24 protein-coding genes and 1 pseudogene are annotated in these 24,918 nt (G+C 71.2%); 16 read left to right on the top strand and 9 right to left on the bottom strand.

The genetic code is table 11. The features are described from left to right. The first annotated feature begins 22 nt into the window (after nucleotides 1–22). Nucleotides 23–517, top strand: a complete 495-nt coding sequence (locus ACWEK3_RS23515; RefSeq protein ID WP_450541776.1) for a DUF1097 domain-containing protein — start codon at nucleotides 23–25, stop codon at nucleotides 515–517. 42 nt (nucleotides 518–559) lie between these two features. On the opposite strand, the gene ACWEK3_RS23510 is transcribed toward ACWEK3_RS23515, so the two are convergent. Then, nucleotides 560–1,822, bottom strand: coding sequence for an MFS transporter (locus tag ACWEK3_RS23510; protein ID WP_453250530.1), 1,263 nt, complete (start codon nucleotides 1,820–1,822; stop codon nucleotides 560–562). Between the two features lie 451 nt (nucleotides 1,823–2,273). On the opposite strand from ACWEK3_RS23510, the gene ACWEK3_RS23505 reads away from it, so the two are divergent. The 5 genes from ACWEK3_RS23505 (at nucleotide 2,274) to ACWEK3_RS23485 (ending at nucleotide 7,546) form a co-directional block, all read left to right on the top strand. Beyond that, nucleotides 2,274–3,338 (top strand): acetamidase/formamidase family protein, encoded by a 1,065-nt coding sequence (locus ACWEK3_RS23505; protein WP_390726303.1) that lies wholly within the window; start codon nucleotides 2,274–2,276, stop codon nucleotides 3,336–3,338. Nucleotides 3,339–3,546: 208 nt separating this feature from the next. After that, complete coding sequence (locus ACWEK3_RS23500; protein ID WP_453250529.1) at nucleotides 3,547–4,752, top strand: NAD(P)/FAD-dependent oxidoreductase; 1,206 nt, start codon at nucleotides 3,547–3,549, stop codon at nucleotides 4,750–4,752. Between the two features lie 89 nt (nucleotides 4,753–4,841). Further along, entirely contained in the window at nucleotides 4,842–6,077 is a 1,236-nt protein-coding gene (locus ACWEK3_RS23495) for a cytochrome P450 (RefSeq protein WP_453250528.1), read from the top strand. Nucleotides 6,078–6,129: 52 nt separating this feature from the next. Next, nucleotides 6,130–6,324 (top strand): ferredoxin, encoded by a 195-nt coding sequence (locus tag ACWEK3_RS23490; protein ID WP_453250527.1) that lies wholly within the window; start codon nucleotides 6,130–6,132, stop codon nucleotides 6,322–6,324. 187 nt (nucleotides 6,325–6,511) lie between these two features. Further along, nucleotides 6,512–7,546: a LacI family DNA-binding transcriptional regulator gene (locus ACWEK3_RS23485; RefSeq protein ID WP_453250526.1), complete on the top strand. Its 1,035-nt coding sequence runs from the start codon at nucleotides 6,512–6,514 to the stop codon at nucleotides 7,544–7,546. A 35-nt stretch (nucleotides 7,547–7,581) separates the two neighbouring features. Here ACWEK3_RS23485 and ACWEK3_RS23480 read toward each other — a convergent pair. Continuing rightward, nucleotides 7,582–7,803, bottom strand: a pseudogene (locus tag ACWEK3_RS23480) (SpoIIE family protein phosphatase); the annotation flags it as partial. Between the two features lie 26 nt (nucleotides 7,804–7,829). Between ACWEK3_RS23480 and ACWEK3_RS23475 the strand changes: the two are divergent. Beyond that, entirely contained in the window at nucleotides 7,830–8,144 is a 315-nt protein-coding gene (locus tag ACWEK3_RS23475) for a hypothetical protein (protein ID WP_450541785.1), read from the top strand. Between the two features lie 47 nt (nucleotides 8,145–8,191). Here ACWEK3_RS23475 and ACWEK3_RS23470 read toward each other — a convergent pair whose 3' ends face one another. After that, on the bottom strand, nucleotides 8,192–8,791 hold the full coding sequence (locus ACWEK3_RS23470) for a TetR/AcrR family transcriptional regulator (protein WP_450541787.1): 600 nt from the start codon (nucleotides 8,789–8,791) through the stop codon (nucleotides 8,192–8,194). A gap of 128 nt (nucleotides 8,792–8,919) precedes the next feature. Between ACWEK3_RS23470 and ACWEK3_RS23465 the strand changes: the two genes are divergently transcribed. Both ACWEK3_RS23465 and ACWEK3_RS23460 read left to right on the top strand, forming a co-directional pair. Then, on the top strand, nucleotides 8,920–10,611 hold the full coding sequence (locus ACWEK3_RS23465; protein ID WP_453250525.1) for an amidohydrolase: 1,692 nt from the start codon (nucleotides 8,920–8,922) through the stop codon (nucleotides 10,609–10,611). Further along, nucleotides 10,604–12,064: an APC family permease gene (locus ACWEK3_RS23460; protein WP_390874759.1), complete on the top strand. Its 1,461-nt coding sequence runs from the start codon at nucleotides 10,604–10,606 to the stop codon at nucleotides 12,062–12,064. The genes ACWEK3_RS23465 and ACWEK3_RS23460 overlap by 8 nt, the downstream gene beginning before the upstream one ends. A 35-nt stretch (nucleotides 12,065–12,099) precedes the next feature. On the opposite strand, the gene ACWEK3_RS23455 is transcribed toward ACWEK3_RS23460, so the two are convergent. After that, on the bottom strand, nucleotides 12,100–13,317 hold the full coding sequence (locus ACWEK3_RS23455; protein ID WP_450541792.1) for an MFS transporter: 1,218 nt from the start codon (nucleotides 13,315–13,317) through the stop codon (nucleotides 12,100–12,102). A 341-nt stretch (nucleotides 13,318–13,658) separates the two neighbouring features. On the opposite strand from ACWEK3_RS23455, the gene ACWEK3_RS23450 reads away from it, so the two are divergent. Together ACWEK3_RS23450 and ACWEK3_RS23445 are read left to right on the top strand one after the other, a co-directional pair. Continuing rightward, a complete protein-coding gene (locus ACWEK3_RS23450; protein WP_453250540.1) occupies nucleotides 13,659–15,287 on the top strand; it encodes a SulP family inorganic anion transporter in 1,629 nt (542 codons plus the stop codon). 108 nt (nucleotides 15,288–15,395) lie between these two features. After that, nucleotides 15,396–15,749: an ArsR/SmtB family transcription factor gene (locus ACWEK3_RS23445; RefSeq protein WP_450541794.1), complete on the top strand. Its 354-nt coding sequence runs from the start codon at nucleotides 15,396–15,398 to the stop codon at nucleotides 15,747–15,749. Between the two features lie 57 nt (nucleotides 15,750–15,806). Here ACWEK3_RS23445 and ACWEK3_RS23440 read toward each other — a convergent pair whose 3' ends face one another. From ACWEK3_RS23440 to ACWEK3_RS23425, 4 genes are all read right to left on the bottom strand, one after another. Then, nucleotides 15,807–16,298, bottom strand: a complete 492-nt coding sequence (locus ACWEK3_RS23440) for a hypothetical protein (protein ID WP_453250524.1) — start codon at nucleotides 16,296–16,298, stop codon at nucleotides 15,807–15,809. A gap of 156 nt (nucleotides 16,299–16,454) precedes the next feature. Continuing rightward, entirely contained in the window at nucleotides 16,455–17,327 is an 873-nt protein-coding gene (locus ACWEK3_RS23435) for an amidohydrolase family protein (protein ID WP_453250523.1), read from the bottom strand. 117 nt (nucleotides 17,328–17,444) lie between these two features. Beyond that, a complete protein-coding gene (locus tag ACWEK3_RS23430) occupies nucleotides 17,445–18,119 on the bottom strand; it encodes a response regulator (RefSeq protein WP_450541800.1) in 675 nt (224 codons plus the stop codon). Beyond that, entirely contained in the window at nucleotides 18,116–19,324 is a 1,209-nt protein-coding gene (locus ACWEK3_RS23425) for a sensor histidine kinase (protein ID WP_450541802.1), read from the bottom strand. Before ACWEK3_RS23425 ends, ACWEK3_RS23430 begins: the two co-directional genes overlap by 4 nt. Nucleotides 19,325–19,549: 225 nt before the next feature. Here ACWEK3_RS23425 and ACWEK3_RS23420 point away from each other — a divergent pair, with 225 nt between their 5' ends. From ACWEK3_RS23420 to ACWEK3_RS23410, 3 genes are all read left to right on the top strand, one after another. After that, nucleotides 19,550–20,257 carry a class I SAM-dependent methyltransferase gene (locus tag ACWEK3_RS23420; RefSeq protein WP_453250522.1) on the top strand — a complete coding sequence of 236 codons (708 nt, stop codon included), beginning with the start codon at nucleotides 19,550–19,552 and terminating at the stop codon, nucleotides 20,255–20,257. A gap of 186 nt (nucleotides 20,258–20,443) precedes the next feature. Next, entirely contained in the window at nucleotides 20,444–20,626 is a 183-nt protein-coding gene (locus ACWEK3_RS23415; protein WP_450541806.1) for a hypothetical protein, read from the top strand. Between the two features lie 204 nt (nucleotides 20,627–20,830). Next, complete coding sequence (locus ACWEK3_RS23410) at nucleotides 20,831–21,463, top strand: hypothetical protein (protein ID WP_453250521.1); 633 nt, start codon at nucleotides 20,831–20,833, stop codon at nucleotides 21,461–21,463. A gap of 90 nt (nucleotides 21,464–21,553) precedes the next feature. On the opposite strand, the gene ACWEK3_RS23405 is transcribed toward ACWEK3_RS23410, so the two are convergent. After that, on the bottom strand, nucleotides 21,554–22,003 hold the full coding sequence (locus tag ACWEK3_RS23405; RefSeq protein WP_361418466.1) for a DNA-binding protein: 450 nt from the start codon (nucleotides 22,001–22,003) through the stop codon (nucleotides 21,554–21,556). 221 nt (nucleotides 22,004–22,224) lie between these two features. Here ACWEK3_RS23405 and ACWEK3_RS23400 point away from each other — a divergent pair, with 221 nt between their 5' ends. Together ACWEK3_RS23400 and ACWEK3_RS23395 are read left to right on the top strand one after the other, a co-directional pair. Next, nucleotides 22,225–23,010 (top strand): IclR family transcriptional regulator, encoded by a 786-nt coding sequence (locus ACWEK3_RS23400; protein WP_453250520.1) that lies wholly within the window; start codon nucleotides 22,225–22,227, stop codon nucleotides 23,008–23,010. A gap of 159 nt (nucleotides 23,011–23,169) precedes the next feature. After that, entirely contained in the window at nucleotides 23,170–24,861 is a 1,692-nt protein-coding gene (locus ACWEK3_RS23395; protein ID WP_453250519.1) for an OPT/YSL family transporter, read from the top strand. Nucleotides 24,862–24,918 lie beyond the last annotated feature (57 nt).

Raw genomic sequence — 24,918 nt, 5'->3', positions numbered from 1 at the left:
CACCATCTCAGGGGAGAATGGTTTGAACTTCTACCGGCTTGCCACGGCGGCGTTCACCGGCCTGCTCTGCGGTCTCTGGGGCGGATTCGCGGGCCTGATGGACCTTTCGGCATGGGCGGGCTTCGCCGGCTGCACGGCGTACTTCGCCTGCGGTGTACGCCTGATTCCCGGGGCGGCGCTCACCGTGTCGTCCTCGTTCGCGGGCGTGGGGTGCGCCTGGCTGATGCTCCAGGGCGCGGACCTGCTGGGCAGCGCCAACTCCGCTTACGCGGTGTCCGTGGGCTTCTTCGTCATGTGCATCGTGCTGCTCGGACGGTTCAAGTGGACGTCGTTCGTCCCGGGCACCTTCGTGGGCTGCTACTCGCTCTTCGCCATCAAGGACAACGACTGGGTGGTGCTGCTGGCCTCCCTGGCAGTAGGTGTCCTGCTCGGTCTGGTCTGCGACTGGGGCGGCAGCACGATCTTCGCGCGGTGGAAGCCCGGCACCGACGCCGAACCCGTCGGCCAGGAGAGCTGAAGCGGCGTTTCCGGCTTCCCGGCCTCTGTGCCGCCGCGCTCGTCATCGAGTACGGCGGCCACTGAACGTCAGCAGCGCCGGCACGCGCAGCGCCAGAACCCCGAGCCCGCAGACAAGGAGGAGAGCCGCGCAGAAGACCGTCCTGGCCACCCCTACCCGCGCCGCCGTCGCGCCGAGGACAAGGGTGGCCACAGGCATGACGCCGATGCAGAGTTCCTGGAGTCCCAGTGCCCGGCCGTGGACGGCCGGCTCGGTCGTCAGCAGCAACAGGGTGGTCTGCAGCACCCCGAAGGCCGCGCTGGTGAGGCCGATGAAGCACATGAGCGCGAACGACAACGACACCGTGCGGGACAGGGCGAACATCGCCCACAGGGCGGCCCAGACCGTGGTGCCGAAGACGAACACGCCACCCTTGTACGGGAAGTCGCCCATACCGGCGATGACGAGTGAACCGACCAGTCCCCCGATGCCGCTGCACGTCAGCAGAGCGCCGAGTCCCGCGGCGTCGAGCCCGAGAGACTCCTCGGCGAAGACCGGCATGAAGGCTTGATAGACCGGCCACAACAGGGTGTTCGCCGCCAGGGTGACGACGAGCACCGCCACCGCGAGCCGGCTGCGCGCGATGATCCGCAGTCCGCCGACGACCATCGCCCGCACCGACTGCGCCTGGTCGTGGACGGCTTTCCCGTACCCGCGCAGGGGCAGAAGCATCACGAGCGAGAGCCCGTACCAGGCGGTCGAGACCCACAGCGCGGCCGGAGCGCCGATCGCCGCGATCATGGCTCCGCCGAGCCCCGGGCCGATCACCTGCGTCATGTTCATCGCCATGGCGTTGAGCGCGTTGGCGTTGGAGAGTTTCTCCTGCCCCACGAGTTCGAGCACCACCGAGGCCCTGGCCGGCTGCGACGGGGACTGGGCGAGGCCGATGGCCAGGCCGCCGACGACGAGGACCCAGTACGGCAGCAGGTCCGCCGTGGCCAGGGCCGCCACCGCGGTGCCCGCGCCCGTGGCCCAGGCGCAGGCGACGACGAGCAGCCGGACGCGGTTGTGCCGGTCGGCGAACGCGCCCGCCACCGGGCCGAGGAACATGGGCGCCAGGCGCGCGGCGGTGAACACCGCGACGAGGAATTCGGAGTGCGTCAACTCGAACGCGAGCCAGCCGAGTACCAGGGTCTGGGTCCACACTCCGCCGAAGAAGAACACGTTGGAGAACCACAGCCACTGGAAGGGCCGGTTTCCCCGCAGGGAGGTCAGCGCGCCGCGCAGGCCCGGCCGGTGACTGGAGGCGTCTGAGGCCGACGGCACGTGGAGAACCTTTCGGGTGAGGGTGTTGCGGGACTGGTTCGGAGCAGGACGTGCCCCTCGCGGGCGACGACCTCGCCACCGCAGTTCACGGGCTTGCGCTCAGGGGCACGCGCCGGCGCGTCGGGGACGTTCTCCGCCTCGAAGTCACAGCCATGACAGAAATGGTATACCAAGCGACCGGCGCCCGCCGGGTCCGTGACCTCGGACGCACCTGCGCAGCCCACTGCAAGGCTCTATGGTCTACAACATATCGTATGCAATACTGCGGTGGTCGACACCACGATCGCCATCCGTGCGCCAACCACACGACTACGACAGGCAGATGGGCCACGCCCGGGGCCACGGAGAGCGCGAGGGTGTCCCCCGCCGTCCTGGTATGGACGGCGGCCAGCAGGCAGCAACACCAGTTTCCTCGTACGAGTGCCACATCACCGGATGACGGGAGACCTGCGTGTACCACAAGCTGACCGCCACCCCCGAGACCTGCCAATGGGGCTATTTCGACAACGCACTTGAACCGGCGCTGACGATCCGGTCCGGCGACGTCGTGGCGATGGAGTGCCTGACCCACCACGCCGGCGAGGCACCCGACCTCATGTTGGACGACGGTGTCCGAGAGGTGTACGAGAACATCGACAAGAACGACCGGGGCCCTGGACCGCACATCGTCACCGGCCCCATCGCCGTAACCGACGCCGAGCCCGGGGACGTCCTGGAGTGCCGTTTCCTCCAGGCCGAGCCGCGCCTGCCCTACGGCGTCAACTTCCAGGCCAACTGGGGACTGCTGTACGGGCCGGTACGCGCCCCGCTCGGCCACGCGACGACCATGGATCTGGAGTCCCACCAGCACGTGGTGGTCTACGAGGCCGACTGGCAACAGGGCACCGCCAAGGGCCTGTTCCAGTACGCGTACCCCTACGCCGACGAGCCGCCGTACCCCGGCATGCTCATCGAGCCGCACACCGTCGCCCGCCAGTCCGCGCTGCGCGGCGTCAGCGTGCCGTTGCGCCCCCACATGGGCACCGCCGGGGTGGCGCTGGCCCAGAGCGGCCGGATCCACACGGTGCCACCGGGAGAGTTCGGCGGCAACGTCGACAACCGCAGCTTCGTTCCGGGGACCCGCATGTTCTATCCCGTCCAGGTTCCGTCGGCGCTGTTCTGGGCCGGCGACACCCACTTCGCCGAAGGGGACGGCGAAATCTCCGGAACCGCGATCGAGGGGCATCTGAACGTGATGCTCCAGTTCGTCCTGCACAAGAACCTGCGCATCCGCACACCGCTGCTGGAGACGGACACGGAGGTGATGGTGCACGGCTTCCACGAGAACCTCGACGAAGCGGTCCGCATCGCCGCCGCGGAGACCGTCTACGAGATGGGGCGCCGGTGGGGGCTGTCCCAGCGGGAGTCCTACTCCCTGCTCAGCGTGGCCGGCGACCTTCGGGTGACGCAGGTGGTCAACGGCGTGAAGGGTGCGCACTTCGTGCTGAGCAAGAACGTCATCCATGAGATGCGGTGAGCATCTCGTAGGCCCCGTCCCGCGTCGCGGTGCCAAGTCAAACGATTGACTAAACTTGCCGCCGGGACGTAGGTTCCCCGTGGGGGCATGAGTCGGGGAGCCTTCTCCGGCCCTTGCCCCACTCATTTGTCAGAAGTCTGTTCAGTGCTGCCGGGCGGGTCACGGGATGCCGGTCGAGCGCTTGTCGGCCGGCGAGTTGGAGCAACACGTGGGTGATCGGCCGGTTATATGCGTCGTCGGCGGTTCCGTCGCCGGCACCGCGGCCGCGCAGGCGCTGCGGACCAAGGGCTTTGACGGGGAGATCCGGCTGATCGAGGCGGAGGCGCAACTCCCCTACGACCGGCCGCCGTTGTCCAAGCAGGTCCTCCAGGGCGGGCTCGACCTCCCGGCGCTTCAGTTCCAGTCGACCGCGAACTGGTCCCGGCTGGGGATCACCCTCTCGCTGGGCACGTCGGTGACCGAGCTGGACCCCGAACAGCGGGTGCTGCGGCTGAGCGACGGATCGGAGCTGCGGGCGTCCGGGGTCGTCCTGGCCCCGGGGACGGAGTCCAGGCCCCTGCCGTTCCCCGACGAGCAGGCCCGGGTGCGCCGGCTGCGCACCCTGGAAGACGCGCTCGTACTGCGCGGATCGCTGCGGACCGCCCGGTCGATCGTGCTCGTCGGCGCCGGCTTCATCGGCCTCGAGGTGGCCGCGACCGCCGTACGGCTGGGGCTCGAGGTCACCGTCGTCGAGCTGCTTCCGCTGCCACTCGCCCCGGCGATCGGCGAGGTCGCCGCAGAGCGGGTGTGCGCCGCCCACCGGGACAGCGGAGTCACCCTGCTCACATCGCGTTCGGTCTCGGAGGTCAGGGGCGACGGGCGGTTCTCCACCGTCGTCCTGGACGACGGCCGGGCGATCGAGGCGGACATCGTCGTCGCCGGTGTGGGGGTGCGCCCGGCCACCGGCTGGCTGGCCGGATCGGGCCTGGAACTGGGCGACGGTATCGAGGCCGACGTCTACTGCCGGACCTCGGCGGACCTGGTCTACGCCGCCGGTGACGCGGCGCGCTGGCACAACCCTGCCTTCGGCGCCCGGATGCGTGTCGAGCACTGGAGCACCGCCCGCGAGCAGGGTGCGGCGGCGGCCGCGAACCTGCTGGGCGAGCTGCGCGGCGAGGGCGCGGCCCGGACCCCGTTCGTCCATGTGCCGTACTTCTGGTCCGACCAGCTGGACATGAAGATCCAGCACGTCGGCCGCATCCTCGCGGGCGGGCACAGCGAGGTCGAACACGACGGCGACGGCGCCCTGTTCGTCACGCACCGGTTCGGCGACCGGCTGACCGGTGCGACGACGATCAACCGCCCGAGGGACGCGATGCTCTCGCGCAGAAGGATCTCGGAGGAGTGCGAGCGGCTGGGGCCGCCCAACGGCTGAGCGGAGTGCCGGCAGGCAGTCCGAGGAGCCGCGTTCGGTGCACCGGCGCACCGGCGCACCGGTGAGCGTTGACGTTGAAAGGAAGAACCATGGGCAGTTCGCAGCAGGACGCGCAGATTATCGATCCGACCGACCCCGAGTTCCTGAAGGACCCCTACCCGGTTCTGAACCACCTGCGGGAGAACACCCCCGTCGTCAGGTCGGAGTCGCTGGGACTCTGGCTCGTGACGCGCCACGAGGACGTGTTCGCGTGCCAGCGGGACGCCCGCCTCACCCGGAACTTCAGCCACAAGTACACCCCCGAGGAGATGGGGGTCGCGCCGCGCGACGCCCGGTGGGCCGACTTCTGGCAGGCCGAGCGATGGAGCCTGCTGGACCTGGAGCAGCCGGACCACACCCGGATCCGCTCGCTGGTGTCCTCCGCCTTCACTCCGCGCCGGGTGACGCAGATGCGCGACGCGGTCCGCGCTCGCTCCCGGAAGCTGCTCTCGGACCTCGTCGAGCAGGGCGAGTTCGACCTGCTGCACGACTACGCGATGCCGTACTCGGTGTCGATCGTCTGCGAACTGCTCGGAGCCGACCAGGAGCAGGCCCCGCTGTTCCTGGACTGGGCGCACGCGATGGTGAAGATGTACGAACTCGACACCACCGAGGAGCAGGCGAAGCAGGCCAACGACTCGGCCGCGGCCTTCATCGCCTGCGTCCGCGAACTCATCGCGCTGCGCCGCCGGCAGCCCTCCGACGACCTGGTGAGCGCCCTGGTCCAGGCCGAGACGGAGGAGGGCAGGAAGCTCACCGACGACGAGATCGTGTCCACGGTGATCGTCCTGCTGAACGCCGGTCACGAGGCCACGGTCAACACCACCGGCAACGGCATGACCGCCCTGCTGCGCCACCCCGGCCAGTGGGCGCGGGTGACCTCCCAGGAGGTGGCCCCGCGGCAGGCGGTGGAGGAGGTCATCCGCTGGGATCCCCCGTTGCAGCTGTTCGAGCGCTGGGTGCTGGCCGACGACGTCGAGATCGCCGGCCAGAGGATTCCCTTCGGCTCGAAGATCGCGATGCTGTACGGCGCGGCCAACCGCGACCCTCGCCTGTTCACCGACCCGGAGGTGCTCGACGTCGGCCGCGTGAACGCGTCCCGCCACGTCAACTTCGGCGGCGGTGTGCACGCCTGCCTGGGCGCGCCGCTGGCCCGCATCGAGCTGGAGGAGACCTTCACCTCGATCCGGGACCTGTGCCCGGACCTCGGGCTCGTCGAGGAGCCGCGCCGCAACTCCGCCTTCGTCATCTGGGGCATGGAGTCGGTCCGCGTGTCCGTGCGCTGACCCCTCGGCCGGCACCTCAACAGCACGTCAGCAGTCAGTAGGAGGAAAACCCATGCCACGCCTGCACGTCGACGAAGCCCTCTGCAAGGGGCACGGCCTGTGCTACTTCGGCTGGCCGAAGATCTACGACCTCCGGGAGGACGGCATCGCCGTCGCCCTGGTCGACGAGATCCCGGCCGAACTGCTGGAGGAGGCCCAGAACTCCGTCGAGGCCTGCCCGGAGCGGGCCCTGAGGATCGTGGACTGACCTCGGTCCTCGTGTGCGCGCACGCCTGGCGGTGGCCGGGACCGGCCACCGCCGGGCGTGTGCTGCTCACCGGGCCCCGGCGCCGGAGCCGCGGAACGTATCATCGACGCTGGCGAGCCCGGCCGGACCGGGCCGCGGCGCTCGCAGGGGCTGGTCGCCGGCCTCCGGCGGGAAGGGAGTGGCACTCGTGGCACGCCGCCGGGTTACGGGCGCCGACGTCGCCGCCGAGGCGGGGGTGTCGGTCTCCATCGTGTCGCTGGTCCTGAACGGGAAGGACTCCGGGAGGGCGAACCAGGCCACCCGGGACAGGGTCCACGCGGCCGCTCAGCGGCTCGGATACCGCATCGACCGCCGGGGCCGCAGCCTCGCCACCGGCCGGACCGGCATCGTCGGTTACGTCGCGCCCGATGTCGCGACCCCGTTCTTCAGCAGTGTGCAGATGGGTCTGCTGAGCGAACTGAGCCCGGAGTACCAGGTGCTCACCGTGGTCACGGCCCTGGGCCAGACGGTCAGCCAGGAGAGCGTCCGGCGGCTGCTCGACCTGGGCGTGGACGGCCTGATCATCTCCACGGTCGAAAGCGACCTGGTGACGTCCCTGAACCCGTCGTGCCCGGTGGTGATCCTCGACTCCCCGGGGCGGCAGAAGGACCTGCCGCGCGTCAACCTGGACGTCGGCGGCAGCGCCAGGGAACTCGCCCGCCATCTGACGGGCCTCGGCCACCGGAGGTTCGCCTACCTCGACATCGACACCCGGACCCGGACCCTGGAGGCACGCCGCAGGGCGTTCACCGACGAGGCCCGGAAGGCGTCGGAGCAGGTGGGCGTCGAGGTGGCGCGCTCCCCCATCGACGTGACGGCGGCCTACGACAGCGTGGCGGGCAACTGGCCCTCCTGGCGCGACTCCGGAGTGACCGCGCTGGTGTGCGGCTCCGACCTACAGGCGTTCGGCGCGCTGGCGGCGCTGCGTGACCTCGGGGTCGGGGTTCCGGAGGAGGTGTCCGTGGCCGGCGCCGACGACCAGCCGATGTCCCGGATCGTGCAACCGTCCCTGACCACGGTGAAACTCCCCTCGTTCGAACTGGGCAGCCTCGGCGCGCGGGAGTTGCGCAAGGCCATGGACGGGCCGGACGCGGTGGCGGGGCGGCCGCTGGTGCTGCCGACCCGGCTGGAGATCAGGGAGTCGACCGGCAGCGCGCCGTCAGCCCGGTCCACGCCGAGCTGACGCACCCTTCGGGGGTGGGCGCCGGCACGGCCAGGTCATGCGGGCGGTGGGGTGCGCAGGGCGAGGATGGCCATGTCGTCGTGGCCGTCGCTGGGGTGGTGGCCGGCGAGGGTGCGCACGAAGTCCTCCAACGGCTGGTCCGCGTACGTGGTGGCGAGTGCGGCCAGGGCGTCCAGCCCCTCGTCGATGGAGTGTTGGGGGTGTTCGACGAGTCCGTCGGTGAAGAAGATCACCATGGCCCCCGCGGGCAGAGCCCGGGTGTGGTCGGGGCGCCACGGCGCACATGCTGAGCCGGCTGGCCTCTGCGGCCGTCACCCTCGCCGTCAGCAATGTCGCCCACTACAGCACTCCGCCCGTGCTGCCGCCCGGCCTGACCGCCACGCGCCTGCACGTCCTCACCATCCCGCCCGGCCGCGTCCCCACCCTCTTCGTCAGCCACCACGACAAGGCTCTCTGCCTGGACCTCGTCCAGCCCCGCGCCTGGTACACCCGCGAACAGGCAGGCCATCTGGCGAACGCTCTACAGCACTCCCTGACCGCCATCACCGGAGCACCCGGCGTGGAGGACCTCACCCGCCCCGCACCGGCTTCCGGATGACGGCCAAGGCCCACCAACGAGTCGGCGCGTAACAGCGATTGAGGCGTTCACGCAGCCGGTGCGCCGAACGCCCGCGCGGCGTCGAACATCGCCTCGACGGCCCGCTGCACGCTGATCTGTCCGTTGCCGGCCACGATGTGCAGTCCGTAGGCGTCCTCCAGCGCCACCAGGTTCAGGGCCGCCGTCGGCGTGTCCAGGATGAGGTGGAAGGCCCCGGCGCCGACGCCACGTTCCAGCACGGTCCGGTACGTGGCCAGTTGCCGCTCGTACATCGACTCGACCAGCTTGGTGTGCAGGGGGGAACTCTCGGCCAGCACGTCGAACTCGTACAGCAGACGCATCAGCGCGTCGTCCGGTCCCGTCGGGAGCCCGGCGCGGATCGTCTCCCCCAGGAGTCGCGCCGGGTTCTCGATCGTGTCCTGCAGCGTGTCCCGCCGGTCGCAGAAGCGTTCCATGCCCGCGCGATAGGCCTCGCTCAACAGCGCGTCGAGGTCGTCGTAGTAGTACAGGACGGCCCCTCGGGTCAGCCCCGCCTTGCGTGCCACGTCCGCGAGGGAGAGGGAGCGCAGCCCGGTCTCGCCGGTCGTGTCGATGACCGCCTGGATGAGGTGGGCGCGGCGTTCGTCCTGATTTTTTCGGCGGGCCATCCCTTGACAGTAGCCGAGACGCTCATGAGACTCGAACCATTCTTTGACGCCGATGACAAAAAACGCGGGCGCCGTCTCGGCGCACGTTCGCCGCGCGTTCGTGGCGCGGCTCAGAACCAAGGACGACCATGCTGGACACCCTGATCACCGGCGCCCGTGTGCGCACGTTCGACGACGCCCGCCCGTGGGCCGGCGCCGTCGGCATCACCGGCGGGCGCATCGCCTTCGTGGGCGACGAGGCGGAGGCCCCGGCGGCCCGCGAGCACCGCCGCCTGGACGGAGGCCTCCTCACTCCGGGCATCATCGACAGCCACAACCACCTGCTGCTCGGCTTCGACCCCGACGCCGTCAGCCTCGAAGGCGCCGAGACCCTCGAGGAGGTCCGCCGCCGTATCACCGAACTCGCTGAGGCACGTGCGGACTTGACGTGGATCTGCGCCGAGAACGCCGTGTACTCGGTGGTCCATGGCCGCCGCCCCCAAGCCCGCGACCTGGCCGGCATCACCTCCCGCCCCGTCTTCGTCACCACCTACGACCAGCACTCGGTGTGGCTCAACGACGCCGCCATCCGCGCGCTGCGCCTGGACGACGGCGGCGACATCCCCTGGGGCCGCCCGGAGCGCGACGCCGACGGCCGCGCCACCGGCTGGGTCACCGACTTCTACACGAGCGCCATGACGACGGCGGGCCTGGCCGGCCTCCAGCGCGACATCCCCATGTACTCGCCGCAGCGGCGCTACCGCAAGCTGCTGGGCAGCCTCGAGATGGCCACCGCCGCCGGCATCACCACCGTGGTGGAACCGCAGGTCCCGCTCGCCGAGATCGACCTGTTCCAGCGTGCCCGGGACGAGGGACGCCTCAGCTCCCGCGTCATCGCGGCGCTCTTCCACCCCATGGGGTCCGACGGCGCGTTCCGGCAGCAACTGCGCGCGGCGGCCGACGCCGCCCCGAACGGTGACCGCCTGACGTTCGGCCCGGTCAAGCTCTACGCCGACGACGTGATCGAGCCCCACAACGCCTGGATGCTCGACGACTACGCCAACCGGCCAGGGCACCGCGGCCACCCCTCCGCACCGCTCGGCGAACTCACCCAGGTCGTCACGGAACTGGACCGCCTCGGCTTCCAGACCCACACCCACGCGACGGGCGACGGCGGCATCCGCCTGGCCCTGGACGCGATCGAGCACGCCGCGCGCACCAACGGCACACGCGACCGCCGCCACGGGATCGTGCACGTCGAGTGCCTCGCCCCGGAGGACCTGCCGCGCTTCGCCCAGCTCGGCGTCACCGCCGCCATGCAGCCGCGCCACTGCTCCCCGGACCTCGTGGCCGGCACCTGGATGGAGAACATCGGCGAGGCCCGCTGGGATCGCGCCTGGCGCATGCGTTCACTCATGGCCTCCGGTGCCCATGTGGCCCTCTCCAGCGACTGGCAGGTGGGAGAGATGGACCCCCTGATCGGGTTCTACTCGGCCCTCACCCGGGCCGGGCTCGACGGCAAGGACGCCTGGACCCCGGCGGAGCGCCTGGGGCTCGACGACACGTTGCGCGGCTACACGGCCGAGGGCGCCTGGGCCTGGCACCGCGAGGACGAGTACGGCGTCATCCGCGAGGGCGCCAAGGCGGACCTCGTCGCATGGTCCGAGGACCTCTACGCGCTCGAACCGGACCCGGCGGCGCTGCTCCAGCAGCGGGCCGAGGTCACCTGGGTGGGCGGTGAGGTGGTCCACGAGGCCGCCACGGCACGCGCCACCGCCGGCCACTACGGTGCGCTCACCTCCTGCTCCACCCACGCCGAAGGCGGTCACGCCCATGTCTGACAGCAGCCTTCCCTCAGGCGCCGCCGAGGGCACCGCCACACAGACCGCGGCGAAGCGCTCGGGTATCGGGCAGGGCACCGCGACCGTCGCCGACGGCGACCGGGGCCAGGCGGCCCAGGGCGGCGCACAGTTGCGCCGCAGCCTGAAGCTGCGCCACATCGTCTTCCTCGGCCTGGCCTTCATGGCGCCGCTGGCGGTGTTCGACACCTTCGGTCTGGTCTCCGAAGCGACGGATGGCCATGTGCCGCTGGCCTACCTGGCCGTACTCGTCGCGGTGGGGCTCACCGCGCTCAGCTACGCGCGGATGGCCCGCCGCATCACCTCCGCCGGATCCGTCTACACCTACGCCGGCAAGTCGCTCGGGGCGCCCGTGGGCTTCCTGGTGGGCTGGTCCGCCACGCTGGACTACGTGCTGCTGCCCATGCTCAATGCCCTGCTGGCGGCGATCTACATGGGCGCCGTGCTGCCCGGCGTCCCGGCGTGGGTGTGGGTGCTCTCCACCGTGGTGGTCTGCACGGCACTGAACCTGGTGGGCGTGAAGCTGGCCGCCAAGGTGAACGTGGCACTCGTGGTCATCCAGGCCGGCGTGGCCATCGCGTTCCTGGTGTTCGCCGTGCGTGCCATCTCCACCCATGGCGAGTCCTTCGGGACCACCGGCTGGGACCCGGCCTCGGTGCCGCTGCCCGCCCTGCTCAGCGGCGCCTCGCTGCTGGCCCTGTCGTTCCTGGGCTTCGACGCCGTCTCCACCCTCTCCGAGGAGGCCGAACACCCGCGCAGGGACATCCCGCGGGCCATCCTGCTCATCGTGGCCGCGGCCGGGGTGTTCTTCCTGGCCATCACCTACGCCATGCAGACGCTCTTCCCGGACGTCTCGGCCGTGGGCAACATCGTGGGCGCCTCGCCGGAGATCGCCAAGTACATCGGCGGTGCCGCGTTCCAGGCGGTGTTCGTGGGGGGCTACCTCACCGCGGTGCTCGGGTGCGGTCTGACCCAGCAGATGAGCGCGGCACGACTGCTGTTCGCCATGGGCCGTGACGGCATGCTGCCGCGCGCGGTCTTCGGACGGGTCGATCCGCGCACCGGCGTCCCCGCCCTCAACGTGCTCGTCGTGGGTCTCATCGCCGCCTCCGCCGTCTTCCTGGACCTCGGCAGCGCCGCGTCCCTGATCAACTTCGGCGCCTACGTCGCCTTCGCCGCGGTGAACCTGGCGGTGATCGGGTTCTGGGTGCGCGACCGGCGCGCCGGACGGGCGGAGGCCCGTGGAGCGGTCGCCGCCGTGCTGCAACTGGTGCTGCCCGCCCTCGGGTTCGTGGTAAACGCGGCCCTGTGGGTCAGCCTGGACACCCCGGCCAAGGTCGTGGGCGTCGTCTGGGCGCTGGTGGGCGTGGGGATCCTCACCCTCCGCACGGGCGGCTTCCGCCGCCCGGTGCGGACGTTGAACCTGGAGGAGTGAGCCCGGCCAGTGCTCGGGTGCCTGGGGCGCGGTGATCAGAGCCGAAGGGCGGTACGCCCTCGTCCCGCACGCTCGGTGGAGCCGGTTCCGGTTCTCAGGGCGCGCATGGCGAGGGCGCCGGCCAGGGGGCCGGGACCCAGGAGGAGGAACGCGTAGCGCCAGCCGACGGCGTCGGCGAGGAGCGGGGTCAGCTGGATGCTGACGACGGTGAGGGCGAACCCGATCGCTGTCTGGGCCGTGAGGGCCGTACCGATGTAGCGGGAGTCGGCGACCTCGCTGAGGGCGGTGGAGAACACTCCGGAGTCGGCGATCACGGCGGCGCCCCAGAGGACGCAGAACGCGACCACGAGGGCCGACGGGGAGTGGACGAGCAGCGGTGAGAGCAGACAGCACAGACCGCTGGTGACCAGGGCCGCGATGGCGGCGGGAGGGCGGCCGAAGCGGTCGGCCCCCCAGCCGCCGAGCAGACAGCCGACGACACCGCCGATCCCCATGGTGAGGAACACGGTGACCTCGACCGATCCGGGGAGGTGGCCGGCGCTGTCCGTGGCGGCGAGAAAGGCCGGGATCCAGGTCCACAGGGCGTAGAGTTCCCACATGTGCCCGAAGTAGCCGAGGTTGGCCGAGCGGGGGCCGCGCTGGGTGAACATGGTGAGGGCGTAGCGGGGGTTGCGGGCGGGCGCGGCCGGGGCGGCATGGGGGCCGACGCGGATGAAGGCCAGCGCGATGCAGGAGGCCAGGAGCCCGGCGGCCGACGCGACCAGGAGAACGCCCCGCCAGGGCAGTGACCCGATGCCGGCGATGAGGTGCGGAAGGGTCGATCCGAGCGTCAGGGCGGCGATGAGAACCCCCATGGACTTGCCGCGTGCGGCGCCGTGCGCCCAGGAAGCCATGAGTTTCATGCCGACCGGATAGACACCGGCCAGGCACACACCGGTGACGAAGCGGAGCGGAACGGCCGCGGCGAACCGGTCGACCGACAGGGCCAGCAGCACTGTGCACACGGCGGCCGCGGCGGCGCCGCCGGCGAGAAGGCGCTGGGGTGGAAGGCGGTCGGCGAGGGTGAGTACGGCGGACGTGAGCGCGCCGGTGACAAACCCGAGTTGGACCGACGCGGTCAGCCATACGGCGTCGGCGGAGTCGAGCCCCCACTCGCCACGGAGTGTGGGAACCACCGCCGACATGGAGAACCAGACGGCGAGACCGAGTACCTGTACGGCGGCGATCGCGCCGCGCTGTATGCCCGCGTTCATGGTCGCTCCCCCTCCCTCACCGGAACCAAGTGGGCGGGAGAAGCCTACGGGGCGGTCTCCCGCCGGCTCGGCTCGGCTCGGCTCCCGGAGCGTGGGGCTGACGTGTTCCATCGACCTACGGCGACCCCTTATCCGCACAAACAACACAAATGGGATTTCAGGATTGCTAAATTTCGCAATTGCTTAGATGCTGTGTTCGCTGTGCCCCCAGGTAGCCGGGGGCACAGCTTCTGTGTGGGTCGCCCCGGTGGGGCTGTGCGAGGGGAAGTTGAGGGGTCGTGTCGGTTCCGCTGTACCAACGGATCACCTCCTCGTTGCCCTCCCGCTCCGATCTGTCCCAGATGCGGCGTGATCCGCGCCGTGACCTGCTCGCCGGGCTGACGGTGGCGATCGTGGCGCTGCCGCTCGCCCTCGGCTTCGGGGTGTCTTCCGGGCTCGGCGCCGAGGCAGGTCTGGCGACCGCGGTGGTGGCCGGCGCGCTGGCCGCCGTGTTCGGCGGGTCGAATCTCCAGGTGTCGGGGCCGACCGGGGCGATGACCGTGGTCCTGGTGCCGATCGTCGGTCAATACGGTCCGACCGCCGTTCTCACGGTGGGCCTGATGGCCGGCGTGATGCTCGTCGTCCTCGCCGCGTTCAGGGCCGGGCGCTATATGCAGTACGTGCCGGCACCCGTGATCGAGGGCTTCACGCTCGGCATCGCCGGAGTGATCGGGTTGCAGCAGGTGCCGAACGCGCTGGGCGTGCCCAAACCCGAGGGCGACAAGGTCCTCGTCATCACCTGGCACGCGGTCGAGGAGTTCGTGAAGGCGCCGGACTGGACCGCCGTGGGACTCGCGGTCTGCGTGGTCGTGCTCATGCTGGCCGGTGCGCGGTGGCGGCCCACCGTGCCGTTCTCCATCGTCGCCGTGATCGCCGCCACGGTCGTGGCCCAGGTCGCCGGACTGGACGCGAAGCCGATCGGCGACCTGCCCGCGGGACTGCCCGCGCCTTCCCTCTCCTTCCTCGATCCAGGCTCGCTCAGCTCACTGCTCGCCCCGGCCGTGGCGGTGGCCGCGCTGGCCGCGCTGGAGTCGCTGATGTCCGCGGCCGCCGCCGACGCGATGACGGTGGGGCAGCGTCACGACCCGGACCGGGAGCTGCTTGGCCAGGGGCTGGCCAACATCGCCGCCCCGCTGTTCGGCGGCGTCCCGGCCACCGGAGCCATCGCACGCACCGCCGTCAACGTCCGCACCGGTGCCCGCTCCCGGCTGGCCGCCCTCACCCACGCCGCCGTCCTCGCGGTGATCGTCTTCGCGGCGGCACCCCTGGTGTCGAAGATCCCGCTGGCGGCGCTGGCCGGCGTGCTGCTGGCCACCGCGATCCGCATGGTCGACGTCGGCTCGCTGAAGGCGATGGCCCGCGCCACCCGGTCCGACGCCGTGATCCTCGTCCTGACAGCGGCCGCGACGCTGGCTCTGGACCTGGTGTACGCGGTGATCATCGGCCTGTTGACCGCCGGTGCCCTCGCCCTGCGCGCCGTGGCGAAGCAGGCCCGCTTCGACCAGGTGTCCCTCGACCGGGGTGACCACACCGACGAGGAGCACCAGCTGCTCGCCGAGCACATCGTCGCCTACCGCATCGACGGTCCGCTGTTCTTCGCCGCCGCGCACCGCTTCCTGCTGGAGCTGACCGAGGTGGCGGACGTGAAGGTCGTCGTCCTGCGGATGTCGCGGGTGTCCACGATGGACGCCACCGGCGCCCTCGTCCTGAAGGACGCGGTGGAGAAGCTGAACCGGCGCGGCATCGTCGTCCTGGCCTCCGGAATCCGTCCCGAGCAGCGGCAGGTACTCGACTCCGTCGGCGCCTTGGAACTGCTTCAGCACGAGGGCCGTGACTACGCCAACACGCCGGAGGCGATCCACGCCGCCCGCGATCACCTGCACCTGGCCGGAGTCCTGCCGGCCGAGCCGACGGCACCGGCTGGACAGTGACGCGACCGGACAGGCGAGGATAGGGCGCATGTTCTTGACGAGTAGGTGGATGCGATGCCGAGTGGGCCGGCCGTTCCGGTCGTACCGTGCCGGGGAGGGGACGGCAGGGTGAGTACGCCCCTGTACCAACTGAAGGCCGAGTTCTTCAAGACGCTCGGACACCCGGCCCGTATCCGCGTCCTGGAGTTGCTGAGCGAGCGCGAGCACGCGGTCGCGGAGATGCTGCCCGAGGTGGGGATCGAACCGGCGCACCTGTCCCAGCAGTTGGCGGTGCTGCGGCGGGCGAACCTGGTGCGGACCCGCAAGGAGGGGTCGAACGTGTACTACTCGCTGGCCAACCTGGAGGTGGCGGAGCTGATGCGGGTGGCCCGCTCGATCCTGTCGGGTGTGCTGGCGGGGCAGGCGGAGCTGCTCGCCGATCTGCGGGCGGACCAGCCGGAGAGGAAGCAGTCGTCGCAGTGACGGTCATCGGACGACGGTGGTCCCGGGAAGGCGGCCTGTAGGGCGTCGCGGTCGGGGCTACGCCCTGCGGACGGTCTCGTGCTCCGCCCCCTGCGGCCAGAGCACCTCGACGTCGACACCGTGGCTGCGGGCATAGGCCACCAGGTGCGCCGTCGCGTCCCGCCCCGAGGAAGGGGAGCCGTCCCAGACGGCCAGCACCCGTGCGCACGAGCGCAGCAAGCCCTCGTCGGCCGTCACACACGAGGAGCGGTCACCGGGGTCGTACTCCACCAGCCGCACCTGCTGGGACAGCAGCAGGAGTTCCCCGGCCGCCTTCCGGTCCGGCTCGGCGACATGCGCGGGTACCCCGTTGCAGGACGGCAGGACCGTCACCACGGCCAGTCCCGCCTTCCGAGCGGCCCGCCCGAACGCCACCGGCAGTCCCTTCCCGGCGCGCACCAGCCCGGACGTTCCCGCCTGGGCGAAGGCGGCCAGACGGGAACGCAGTTCCTCCTCCAGCACAGCCAGCGTCGACGCGCTGAGATCGGCGTGCCCTACAACAGCGATCACTCGTGGCTTTCCCTTCTCCCCATGCCCTTGATCATCGTCAAGGCGGCTGGGACGCGCAGGGGCCCGGTCGGCCCCGATATCAGGCTGTTCGGCCCTGGCGGACGGCGCTGCACGAGTACAGCGGGCACACGCTCGCAGGTTGCCTTCGGTTGCGTGTTACAGCCCGAACAGTCCTGCCGCGTTGTCGTGGCACACGGCCCGCAGCCACTCCGGTCCGAGCCCCAGCCGCTCCAGGGCGTCGAGCTGATGTACGTAGGGATAGGGGATGTTGGGGAAGTCGGAGCCGAGCAGGACGCGGTCGCCGAGCGCCGCGAGCCGGGGCAGGGCCCGGCTCGGGAACGGCATGAATCCCTCGGTGAAGTCGGTGAACGCCATCGTCGTGTCCACCCGCACGTGCTCGTACCGCTCGGCGAGGCCGAGGAAGTCCTCGTACTCGGGCATCCCCATGTGCGCGACGATCAGGCGCAGTTTCGGGTGCCGCGCCAGCACCCGCGCGATCGGCTCGGGGCCGGTGTGCTTGCCGGGCGCGGGCCCGGAGCCGCAGTGGATCACCACGGGGATCCGCGCCTCGGCGAGCAACCCCCATGCCCGCTCGAGAAGTTCGTCGGCCGGGTCGTAGGCCCCCACCTGTACATGTGCCTTGAACACGCGCGCGCCCGCTTCGACGGCCTCGCGGACGTATGCCTCGACGTCCGGCTCGGGGTACAGGGTGGCGGTCTGCAGGCAGTCGGGCGTGCGACGGGCGAAGCCGGCCGCCCATCCGTTCAGCCACCGGGCCATGCCGGGCTTGTGCGGGTAGAGCATCGCGGTGAAGGCCCGGACGCCGAACTCCCGCAGAACGGCCGTGCGCTCCGCCTCCTCCTTCCGGTAGGTGATCGGCCACTCGAGCCCACCGGTCAGCGGTCCCTGCCCGTCGAAGTAGTCCCAGACCTTGTGCAGGACACGCTCGGGCATGAAGTGCGTGTGGACGTCGACCAGCCCGGGAAGACCGAGCCGGCCCCAGAAACGGCGGACCTCACCGGATGCCATGCGGTGATCATTCATGTCGTCCACGATCGGCCCTGGTGAGGGTGCGGGCCACCCTTTCCGCAAGGGGCGCGGTGCGGGATCCGTCACACGCGCCCCGGCGGTGAGGAGCCGTTCCGGCTAAGGGGCTGTGCCGCGAGGGGAGACAAGGCCGGACTCGTAGGCGGCGACGACGAGTTGGGCGCGGTCGCGGGCGGCGAGCTTGGTCATGGTGCGGCTGACGTGGGTCTTGACCGTGGACGAGCTGATCACCATGTGGGCGGCGATCTCGTCGTTGCCGAGGCCTCGGCCGACCAGGGCGAGGACCTCGCGCTCCCGCCGGGTCAGCGCCTCCAGTCCGGGGTGCGTGCCCGAGCCCGGGTACAGGGGCCGGGACGTGTACTCGGCGATGAGCTTGCGGGTGATGGCCGGGGACAGCAGCGCCTCGCCCCGGGCGGCGACCCGGACCGCCTGGAGCAGGTCGGCGGGTTCGATGTCCTTGACGAGGAATCCGCTCGCACCCGCGCGCAGCGCGCCGTAGACGTACTCGTCGACGCCGTAGTTCGTCAGGATCACCACGTGCACGGCGGACAGGGCCGGGTTCGCGGCGATCCGGCGGGTGGCCTCGATCCCGTCCACCACCGGCATCGAGATGTCGACGAGAGCCACGTCGGGGACGTGCTCGGCGGCGAGCGCGGCTCCGGCCGCGCCGTCCGCGGCCTCGGCGACGACCTCGATGTCGTCCTCCGCGTCGAGGAGCGCGCGGAAGCCGCCGCGGATGAGCGGCTGGTCGTCGACGAGCAGGACCCGGATCATGGTGTGCCGCCGGGGTCGGTGCCGTTCAGCGGGAACTCAGCGCGGACGGTGAACCCGCCCTCCGGCCGGGGTCCGGCGTGCAGCCGCCCGCCGAGTCCCGTGACCCGCTCGCGCATACCGGTCAGGCCGGTACCCGGTTCCGGCTGTACCGCGGGGGTCGCCCTGCCGTCGTCGTCGATGTGTACGGCCAGCGCGTCCGGCCGGAAGTCGAGACGGATCCAGGCGGAGGCGGCCCCGGCGTGCCGGGCGGTGTTCGTCAGGGCCTCCTGGACGACCCGGTAGACAGCCCGGTCGAGTTCGGGTGGCAGCTCCTTCGGTTCACCCTCGACCGTGACGGTGGCGGGCAGGCCCGTGGAACTGGTCCGTTCCACCAGCACGGGCAGGAGGCCGAGTCCGGTGACCGGTGGGCCTGCCCGGCCGGGGACGGCCTCGCCGGGTGCGCGGAGCACGTCGAGGGTCGCCCGGAGTTCGCGGGTCGCGTCGCCCGCGGCCTCCTGGATGGCCAGCAGAGCCTCCGGCACGCTCTCGCCGCGCTTTCGCGCCAGATGGACGGCCACTCCGGCCTGCACCTTGATCACGGAGATGCTGTGGGTGAGCGAGTCGTGCAACTCGCGGGCGATCCGCAGCCGTTCCTCCCCCGCGCGGCGGCGTGCGGTCTCCTCGCGGAGCCGCTCGGCGTCGGCCGCCCGCCGCTCGGCGTCCGCGGCGCGCTGCTCGGCCTGGCTGAGGTTGCTGTTCCACTGGCGCCGCATCTCCGCCGCCATGACCGCGGCCACCACCCAGCCGACCAGCAGGAACCGTCCCTCGACGATCTGCCGGGCGGACTGGCCGCCGGAGGACGTGAGGGTCAGCGCCACCGTGCCCGCGGCGAACGCGCCCGCGCCCAGGACGACCGTCACCAGCCGGTGGCCCGCGAGGACGGCGGTGTAGATCGCCACGAGAACCGGTGCGGCGGCCCCGTCACCCGGGTAGCCGCGCAGATGGTAGGCGAACAGGCAGACGAGCGTGGTGGCCACGACCGCGACCGGGAAGCGGTGCCTGGCGGTGAGCGCGAGGCCCCCCACCAGCACCAGCAGGTATCCGAGCGCGTCGAGACCGGTGCGGTCGGGGACCGCCACCACTGAGCTGACCAGCGAGATCACGGCAACGGCACCCGCCGTCACCGCGTCCCGCGCGTAGCCGCGCAAGCTCAGCCGCATGCTCATCCCCGCACGGTAGCGCCGGTGCGCGGGGCAATACGTCACCTCGTAGGGCCATTTCCTGCGTACTTCCGGCGGAGTAGCCGTCGGGCCGGGTGGCCCCGGTGCGGCAGCGGGCAGTCCAGCCGCCAGGGCGACGACGGCGGCCCCGGCCCCGCCCATCATCGAAGGACGTCTCGGCCGACACCGCGGACGGCCGGTTCGGCAAGGGCATCGGAAGGAGAACAGGTCATGAAGAGTCACGGAGTTGACACCGCCGACACCGGGGTGCGGGAGCCGGAGCAGCCGGGCCTCCTCATCCCGTGGGCGCGCCGGTACAACCTGCTCGTCACGGTGATCTTCGGCGGCCGCCGGGGCGCGCTGAACAACACGCTGGTGGCGGCGAGCGGCGTCCGCCCCGGCGACCGGGTGCTCGACGTCGGCTGCGGCCCGGGGGTCTTCGCCGGGCGGCTCGCGGAGGCGGTGGGGCCCGGGGGCCGGGTGGTCGGCGTCGACCCCTCGGCACCGATGGTCGAGTACGCGACCCGGCACGCGGGCCGGTCCGCCAACTGCCGCTTCGTCCTCGCGGCCGCGCAGTACCTGGACCTGCCCGACGGTGAGTTCGACGTGGTCACCTCGACGTTCGCGATGCACCACATCCCCGAGGGGCACCGGAAGACCGCGCTGGCGCAGATGTACCGCGTGCTGCGGCCCGGCGGGCGGCTGCTGATCGCGGACGCCTTCCCGAGCGGCCCGGTGGCTCCCCGGGTGACCCGCGCCATCGCCGGGATGATGGTCCACGGTGTCGCGCACGGGGAAGTCACGGAGGATCCCATGTCCGCCGCCGACGTGCGGCAGTACGCGGACGTGCTCCGTGCCGTCGGGTTCACCGAGCCCAGGTTCGCCGACGTGCGGCCCTGGACGCGATATCTGCTCGCGGAGCGGCCGGCGGCCGCTTGAGCACGGGGTGGGGCGCCACCGCGGGGGAGCGGCGCCGTCCCGGAACGGTCGGGCCGGGTGGCCGGGTCACGGCAGCGTGACCCGGCCACCCGGCCTGTGTTGATGTCGCTCGGAAGCCCTCTTTGAAGTCTGACTGCCGTCCCCGGCCGGTCCGTCGGCTGTCAGGCACTGGTCGGGGTCCACCAGGTGGATGAGCGCGGGAAGGACGCCGATGAGGAAATCAGCGAGGGCGCCCATGAGGAACTCCGCCGCCGAACCGCGCAGAAGGAGTTTCCCGTCACCCTCCAAGTGGAGAATGACGGGCTCTTGGCCTCCTCCGAGGATCTGGAGTTGTCCGTGTCGCCCGTCGATCTTCTCGCCAACTACTGACGGAGTGGGGGTAATCGCCTCCACTTGAGCGTGAATCCGCTCGCGCGGCGGGGGTTGAACGCCATACTTGCCGAAGTGGTCAGTCAGCGACTGATATACCCGGCCTATCATCACTGGGCCAGACCCCCACAGCCGGACTACCTGCCGCCTGACTCTCTGTACCTGGCACGCAGGTTTCGCCCGGCACGAAGCGAGGAGAGAAGGATGCCCGAAACTACGGCTCCGTCCACCGAGTTGACGTCGCAGTACATCAACCAGGTAACCAGCGACCTTGAGCGCAACGTCAAGGAGCAGGAACGCATCACGGCGGAAATCACGGCGTTGCAGTCCCAGTTGGCCGCCCTTCAGCACGACCACACCCTGCTGGTGAGCATGCAGCAGGCACTCGGTATCGCGGCAACGGCCCCCGAGCCCGCGACCACCGCCAGCGCCTCCGTGCCCTCTCCCCGGAAGAAGACCACTGCCGAGCCTGGCAAGAAGGCGAAGACGGCGACCGCGAAACAGCCCACGGTCAAGAAGCAATCCGCCAAAAGCCCCGCGCCCAAGAACGACGCTGCCGCGAAGAAGGCACAACCCACGCTGGCCGAACTCGTCCGCCGCCACCTGACCGAGCAGAGCGAGCCGCGCTCCGCCGCGGAAATCGCCACGGCACTCGGCCAGGCACACGCCGACCGCGACATCAAAACCACCGTCGTACGCACCACTCTCGAAAACCTTGTGGCCAGGAGCCAGGCTCAGCGCAGCAAGCAGGGCACGTCCGTCTTCTACACCGCTCCCAACCCGCCGGAGCCCACGGCAGCCTCCAAGACCGAGGCCCAGTCCGAACCCGCCGAATAGGCCACGCTCGTCGTGCGCTGAACCACTGCCGCCCGACGCGGAGTCGGCAGACCCGAGGAAACGGGCCGGGCAGCCCCGAGGCCGGCTCCTCTACTCCGGGTCCTCCGCGTCGGCTGCGGCACGGGCGGCCAGTCGCTCATACCGCTGCCTGGCCGCCTGCGGGGTGCCCAGCCCGAGCCCGAAGGCGATCTCCTGCCAGGTCATGCCACGGCCTCGTGCCATCTGGAGCAGTCCGGTCTCCAGTTCGTCCATTTCCCCGCGAACCAGCGGGACGAGACTCAACGCGGCCGTGATGTCGGCGCGATCCACCTCCGGCTCGCCGTCATCCGGCTGTGCCGCCCCGCTGAGCAGGAACGACACGAGTCTGACGGCCTCGTGCGGCGCGATGACCGAGGGATGTACCTGTCGCCGGCGTTGCTCGTCGGTGGCCGCGTGCCGCTCGGCGATACGGAACAGGGACGCGTAGACGCGCTGCGCCCGCGCCTGCTCCGGCTGCGGAGGCGTGAAGGGGTCTGCGTGCTGATCAGAAGTCGACGACATGAGACGAGGATGGGGCAGCATGCACCGGGAAGTCAACAGGACGTTTTAAACAACTAGTTCAATTCCGTGCCGGCTCGCGCGGAAAAGTGCGCCTGGAACCCTTGACACCTCCACCCGGCCAGCGGATAGTTTCTGGCCGCTCAGCGCCACGGCGTTGCGCCGAGCGCACCGGAGGGCGGCTGAGTCGCCCGGTGCGGGGCACCACATGATCGAGGAGTCTCATGGCCGAGCCGACCGACGAACCGGGTACACCAGCGCCTCGCGGGGTGCTGCAGAGCGCCGACCGCGCCCTGGTAGCCCTGCTCTCGTTCACCGAGCGGCGGCCCGAGTGGGGCGTCAGCGAGATCGCCCGCCACCACGGCTGGGACAAGGCGGTCGCCCAGCGGCTGCTCACCACGCTCACCGCGCGCGGGTTCCTCACCTGCGACACGATCACGCGCCGCTACCGTCTCGGGCCGTCCGTGCACCGGCTGGCCCGGGTGGGCGAACACAGTGGGGTCCTGCCCTCGCTGGTCCGGCCGATCCTCGCCCGTATCCTGCGCGAGACCGGGGAGAGCGTCGTCCTCAACGTCCCCAACGGGGGCGGGTACCGTTGTGCCGCGGCCGTCGACGGTACGGGACCGGTCCGCTACACCGCGATCGTGGGCGCCCTCATCCCCGGCCATGCCGGAGCGTCCGGACACGCGATCTTCGCCCACTACCCCGAGGCGGAGATCCAGAAGACCTTCGGAGCCACCCCGCTCCAGCGCTTCAACGAGCACACCATCACCGACCTCGACGCCCTGCTCGCCTGCTACGCCGGTGTACGCGAGCGCGGCTACAGCGTCAGCCACGGCGAGTACGACGAGGCCGTCTCCGCCGTCTCCGCGCCCGTCTTCCAGGCCGGCACGATCGCCGCGTCCCTGACCGTCATCGGTCCCGCGCACCGCATCGACGCGGGCGTCGACCGGCTCGCCGAACTCGTCACCGCCGGAGCCGCGGAGGCCACCGCCACCCTCGGCGCCTGACCGGCCCACCGGTCACCCGCGCCCGCGCCGGCTTCGTCGCTCACCGGCGACACCCGCCTCCCGCTCCACCTTCACCCTCCCCTTTTCTTCATCTCCCTGTTCCCGTCCTCCTTCGGCGTCCCCCGACCCGCCAGGACTCGCCCACGCAAGGGATGTCCCGTGCCCCATCACACTTCCGCACCGCCCACCGCGCCCCCGCCCTCCCCCGTCGAGGAGCCGACGCACCATCCCCGGGTTCGCGAGCCCGTCGTCTTCGTCCTGCTGGTCGTGCTCTCCGTCGTCGGCGCCGTGATCGGAGCGGACCTCGTCGCCAAGCTGGGAATCTCCGCGAACACCTCCGTCGTCGGCGCCCTGATCGCCATGCTCGTGGGGCGCATCCCGCTCGGCGGGCTGCGCGGTATGCGGTCCGTCCATCGGCAGAACCTCGCCCAGTCCGCCATCTCCGCCGCCACCTTCGCCTCGGCGAACGCGCTGCTCACATCCGTGGCGGTGCCGTACGTCTTCGGCCGCAAGGACCTCGTGTGGCCCATGCTGAGCGGCGCGTTCATCGGACTGCTCATCGACACGTGGGTGCTCTACCGCTCCTTCGGCTCCCGGCTGCTGCCCGCCACCGCGGCCTGGCCGCCCGGCACCGCCGCCGCGGAGACCATCAAGGCCGGAGACCAGGGCGGCCGCCGCGCCCTCGTCCTGGGCGCCGGAACGCTCGTCGGCATCGGCGGGACCCTGCTCAGCCTGCCGCTGTCGGCCGCGGGCGTCGCCTTCCTCGGCAACGTGTGGGCGCTGCTGATGTTCGGCATAGGCCTCGGCATCCGCCAGTTCAGCCCCGACCTGTTCCACACCGACATCGGCGCGGGCTACGTCCCGCACGGCGTGATGGTCGGCGCCGGCATCGTCGCACTCGGCCAGGCCGCGGTGCTGCTGCTGCGCCGTCGCGCCGGCCGCACCGCGCACCAGCCGGTGCGGGCCGCCGCGGAGACCGGTCCCGCGGGCAGCCCCACCGCCGAAACCGCCGCCGACCCCAGCACCGCCGTCACCGTCGACGAACGCGCCCTGCGCCACACCCTGCTGCGCGGATACGCCCTCTTCACCGCCGGCGCCGCGGTCCTCGCCGTCGTCGGCGGCCTCGTCGGGGACATGAGCCCCACCGGTCTGGTCGCCTGGGTCCTGTTCGCCGCGTTCGCCGCCCTCGTGCACGAGCTGATCGTGGGCCTGGCCGCGATGCAGTCCGGCTGGTTCCCCTCGTTCGCGGTCACCCTGATCTTCCTGATCGCGGGCCTGCTCATCGGCATCCCGTCCGTTCCGCTCGCCCTCCTCGTCGGCTACGTGTCCGCCACGGGTCCCGCGTTCGCCGACATGGGCTACGACCTCAAGGCCGGCTGGCTGCTGCGGCGCGAGCACCGTCCCTGGGACCCCTTCGAGCGCGAGGGCCGGCGCGAGCAGTTCCGGGCGGCGCTCATCGGCTTCGGCGCGGCGCTCGTCGTCGTCGCGGTCCTGTGGCAGTCCTACTTCCGCCAGGGACTCATCCCGCCGGTCGCCAAGGTGTACGCCGACACCGTCAAGCACGGGCTCGGCGACCCGGGCGTGATGCGCACCCTGGTGCTGTGGGCGATCCCCGGCGCGCTCGTCCAGCTCCTCGGAGGCACCAAGCGGCAGATGGGCGTCATGCTCGCCACGGGCCTGCTGATCCTCACACCGCAGGCCTGCTGGATGGTCCTGGCCGCGCTCGCCGTCCGCGTCGGCTACCGCCGTCTGCGCGGTCCGCGGGCCGAGGAGGAGCTCAACCTCGTGGGCGCCGGACTCATCGCCGGATCCTCCCTCGGCGACTCGGCCCAGATCATCAAGGCCGGCTGAGCGGGCCCGCCCCCTTTGTCCACCAGGCGGGAAGCGCCCTGCCGTCCCGCCGCATCC

The sequence above is a fragment of the Streptomyces sp. NPDC004721 genome, assembly GCF_053601495.1.
Note: the sequence above shows the minus strand (reverse complement) of the source record. Positions and strands in the feature narration are given on the sequence as shown.

Excerpts from the sequence above, each read along its gene's own strand:
- ACWEK3_RS23495 (WP_453250528.1), top strand. The coding sequence starts at position 4,842 with ATGGGCAGTTCGCAGCAGGACGCGCAGATTATCGATCCGACCGACCCC.
- ACWEK3_RS23490 (WP_453250527.1), top strand. The coding sequence starts at position 6,130 with ATGCCACGCCTGCACGTCGACGAAGCCCTCTGCAAGGGGCACGGCCTG.
- ACWEK3_RS23475 (WP_450541785.1), top strand. The coding sequence starts at position 7,830 with ATGCTGAGCCGGCTGGCCTCTGCGGCCGTCACCCTCGCCGTCAGCAAT.
- ACWEK3_RS23470 (WP_450541787.1), bottom strand. The coding sequence starts at position 8,791 with ATGGCCCGCCGAAAAAATCAGGACGAACGCCGCGCCCACCTCATCCAG.
- ACWEK3_RS23465 (WP_453250525.1), top strand. The coding sequence starts at position 8,920 with ATGCTGGACACCCTGATCACCGGCGCCCGTGTGCGCACGTTCGACGAC.
- ACWEK3_RS23460 (WP_390874759.1), top strand. The coding sequence starts at position 10,604 with ATGTCTGACAGCAGCCTTCCCTCAGGCGCCGCCGAGGGCACCGCCACA.
- ACWEK3_RS23455 (WP_450541792.1), bottom strand. The coding sequence starts at position 13,317 with ATGAACGCGGGCATACAGCGCGGCGCGATCGCCGCCGTACAGGTACTC.
- ACWEK3_RS23450 (WP_453250540.1), top strand. The coding sequence starts at position 13,659 with ATGCGGCGTGATCCGCGCCGTGACCTGCTCGCCGGGCTGACGGTGGCG.
- ACWEK3_RS23435 (WP_453250523.1), bottom strand. The coding sequence starts at position 17,327 with ATGGCATCCGGTGAGGTCCGCCGTTTCTGGGGCCGGCTCGGTCTTCCC.
- ACWEK3_RS23430 (WP_450541800.1), bottom strand. The coding sequence starts at position 18,119 with ATGATCCGGGTCCTGCTCGTCGACGACCAGCCGCTCATCCGCGGCGGC.
- ACWEK3_RS23425 (WP_450541802.1), bottom strand. The coding sequence starts at position 19,324 with ATGAGCATGCGGCTGAGCTTGCGCGGCTACGCGCGGGACGCGGTGACG.
- ACWEK3_RS23420 (WP_453250522.1), top strand. The coding sequence starts at position 19,550 with ATGAAGAGTCACGGAGTTGACACCGCCGACACCGGGGTGCGGGAGCCG.
- ACWEK3_RS23410 (WP_453250521.1), top strand. The coding sequence starts at position 20,831 with ATGCCCGAAACTACGGCTCCGTCCACCGAGTTGACGTCGCAGTACATC.
- ACWEK3_RS23405 (WP_361418466.1), bottom strand. The coding sequence starts at position 22,003 with ATGTCGTCGACTTCTGATCAGCACGCAGACCCCTTCACGCCTCCGCAG.
- ACWEK3_RS23400 (WP_453250520.1), top strand. The coding sequence starts at position 22,225 with ATGGCCGAGCCGACCGACGAACCGGGTACACCAGCGCCTCGCGGGGTG.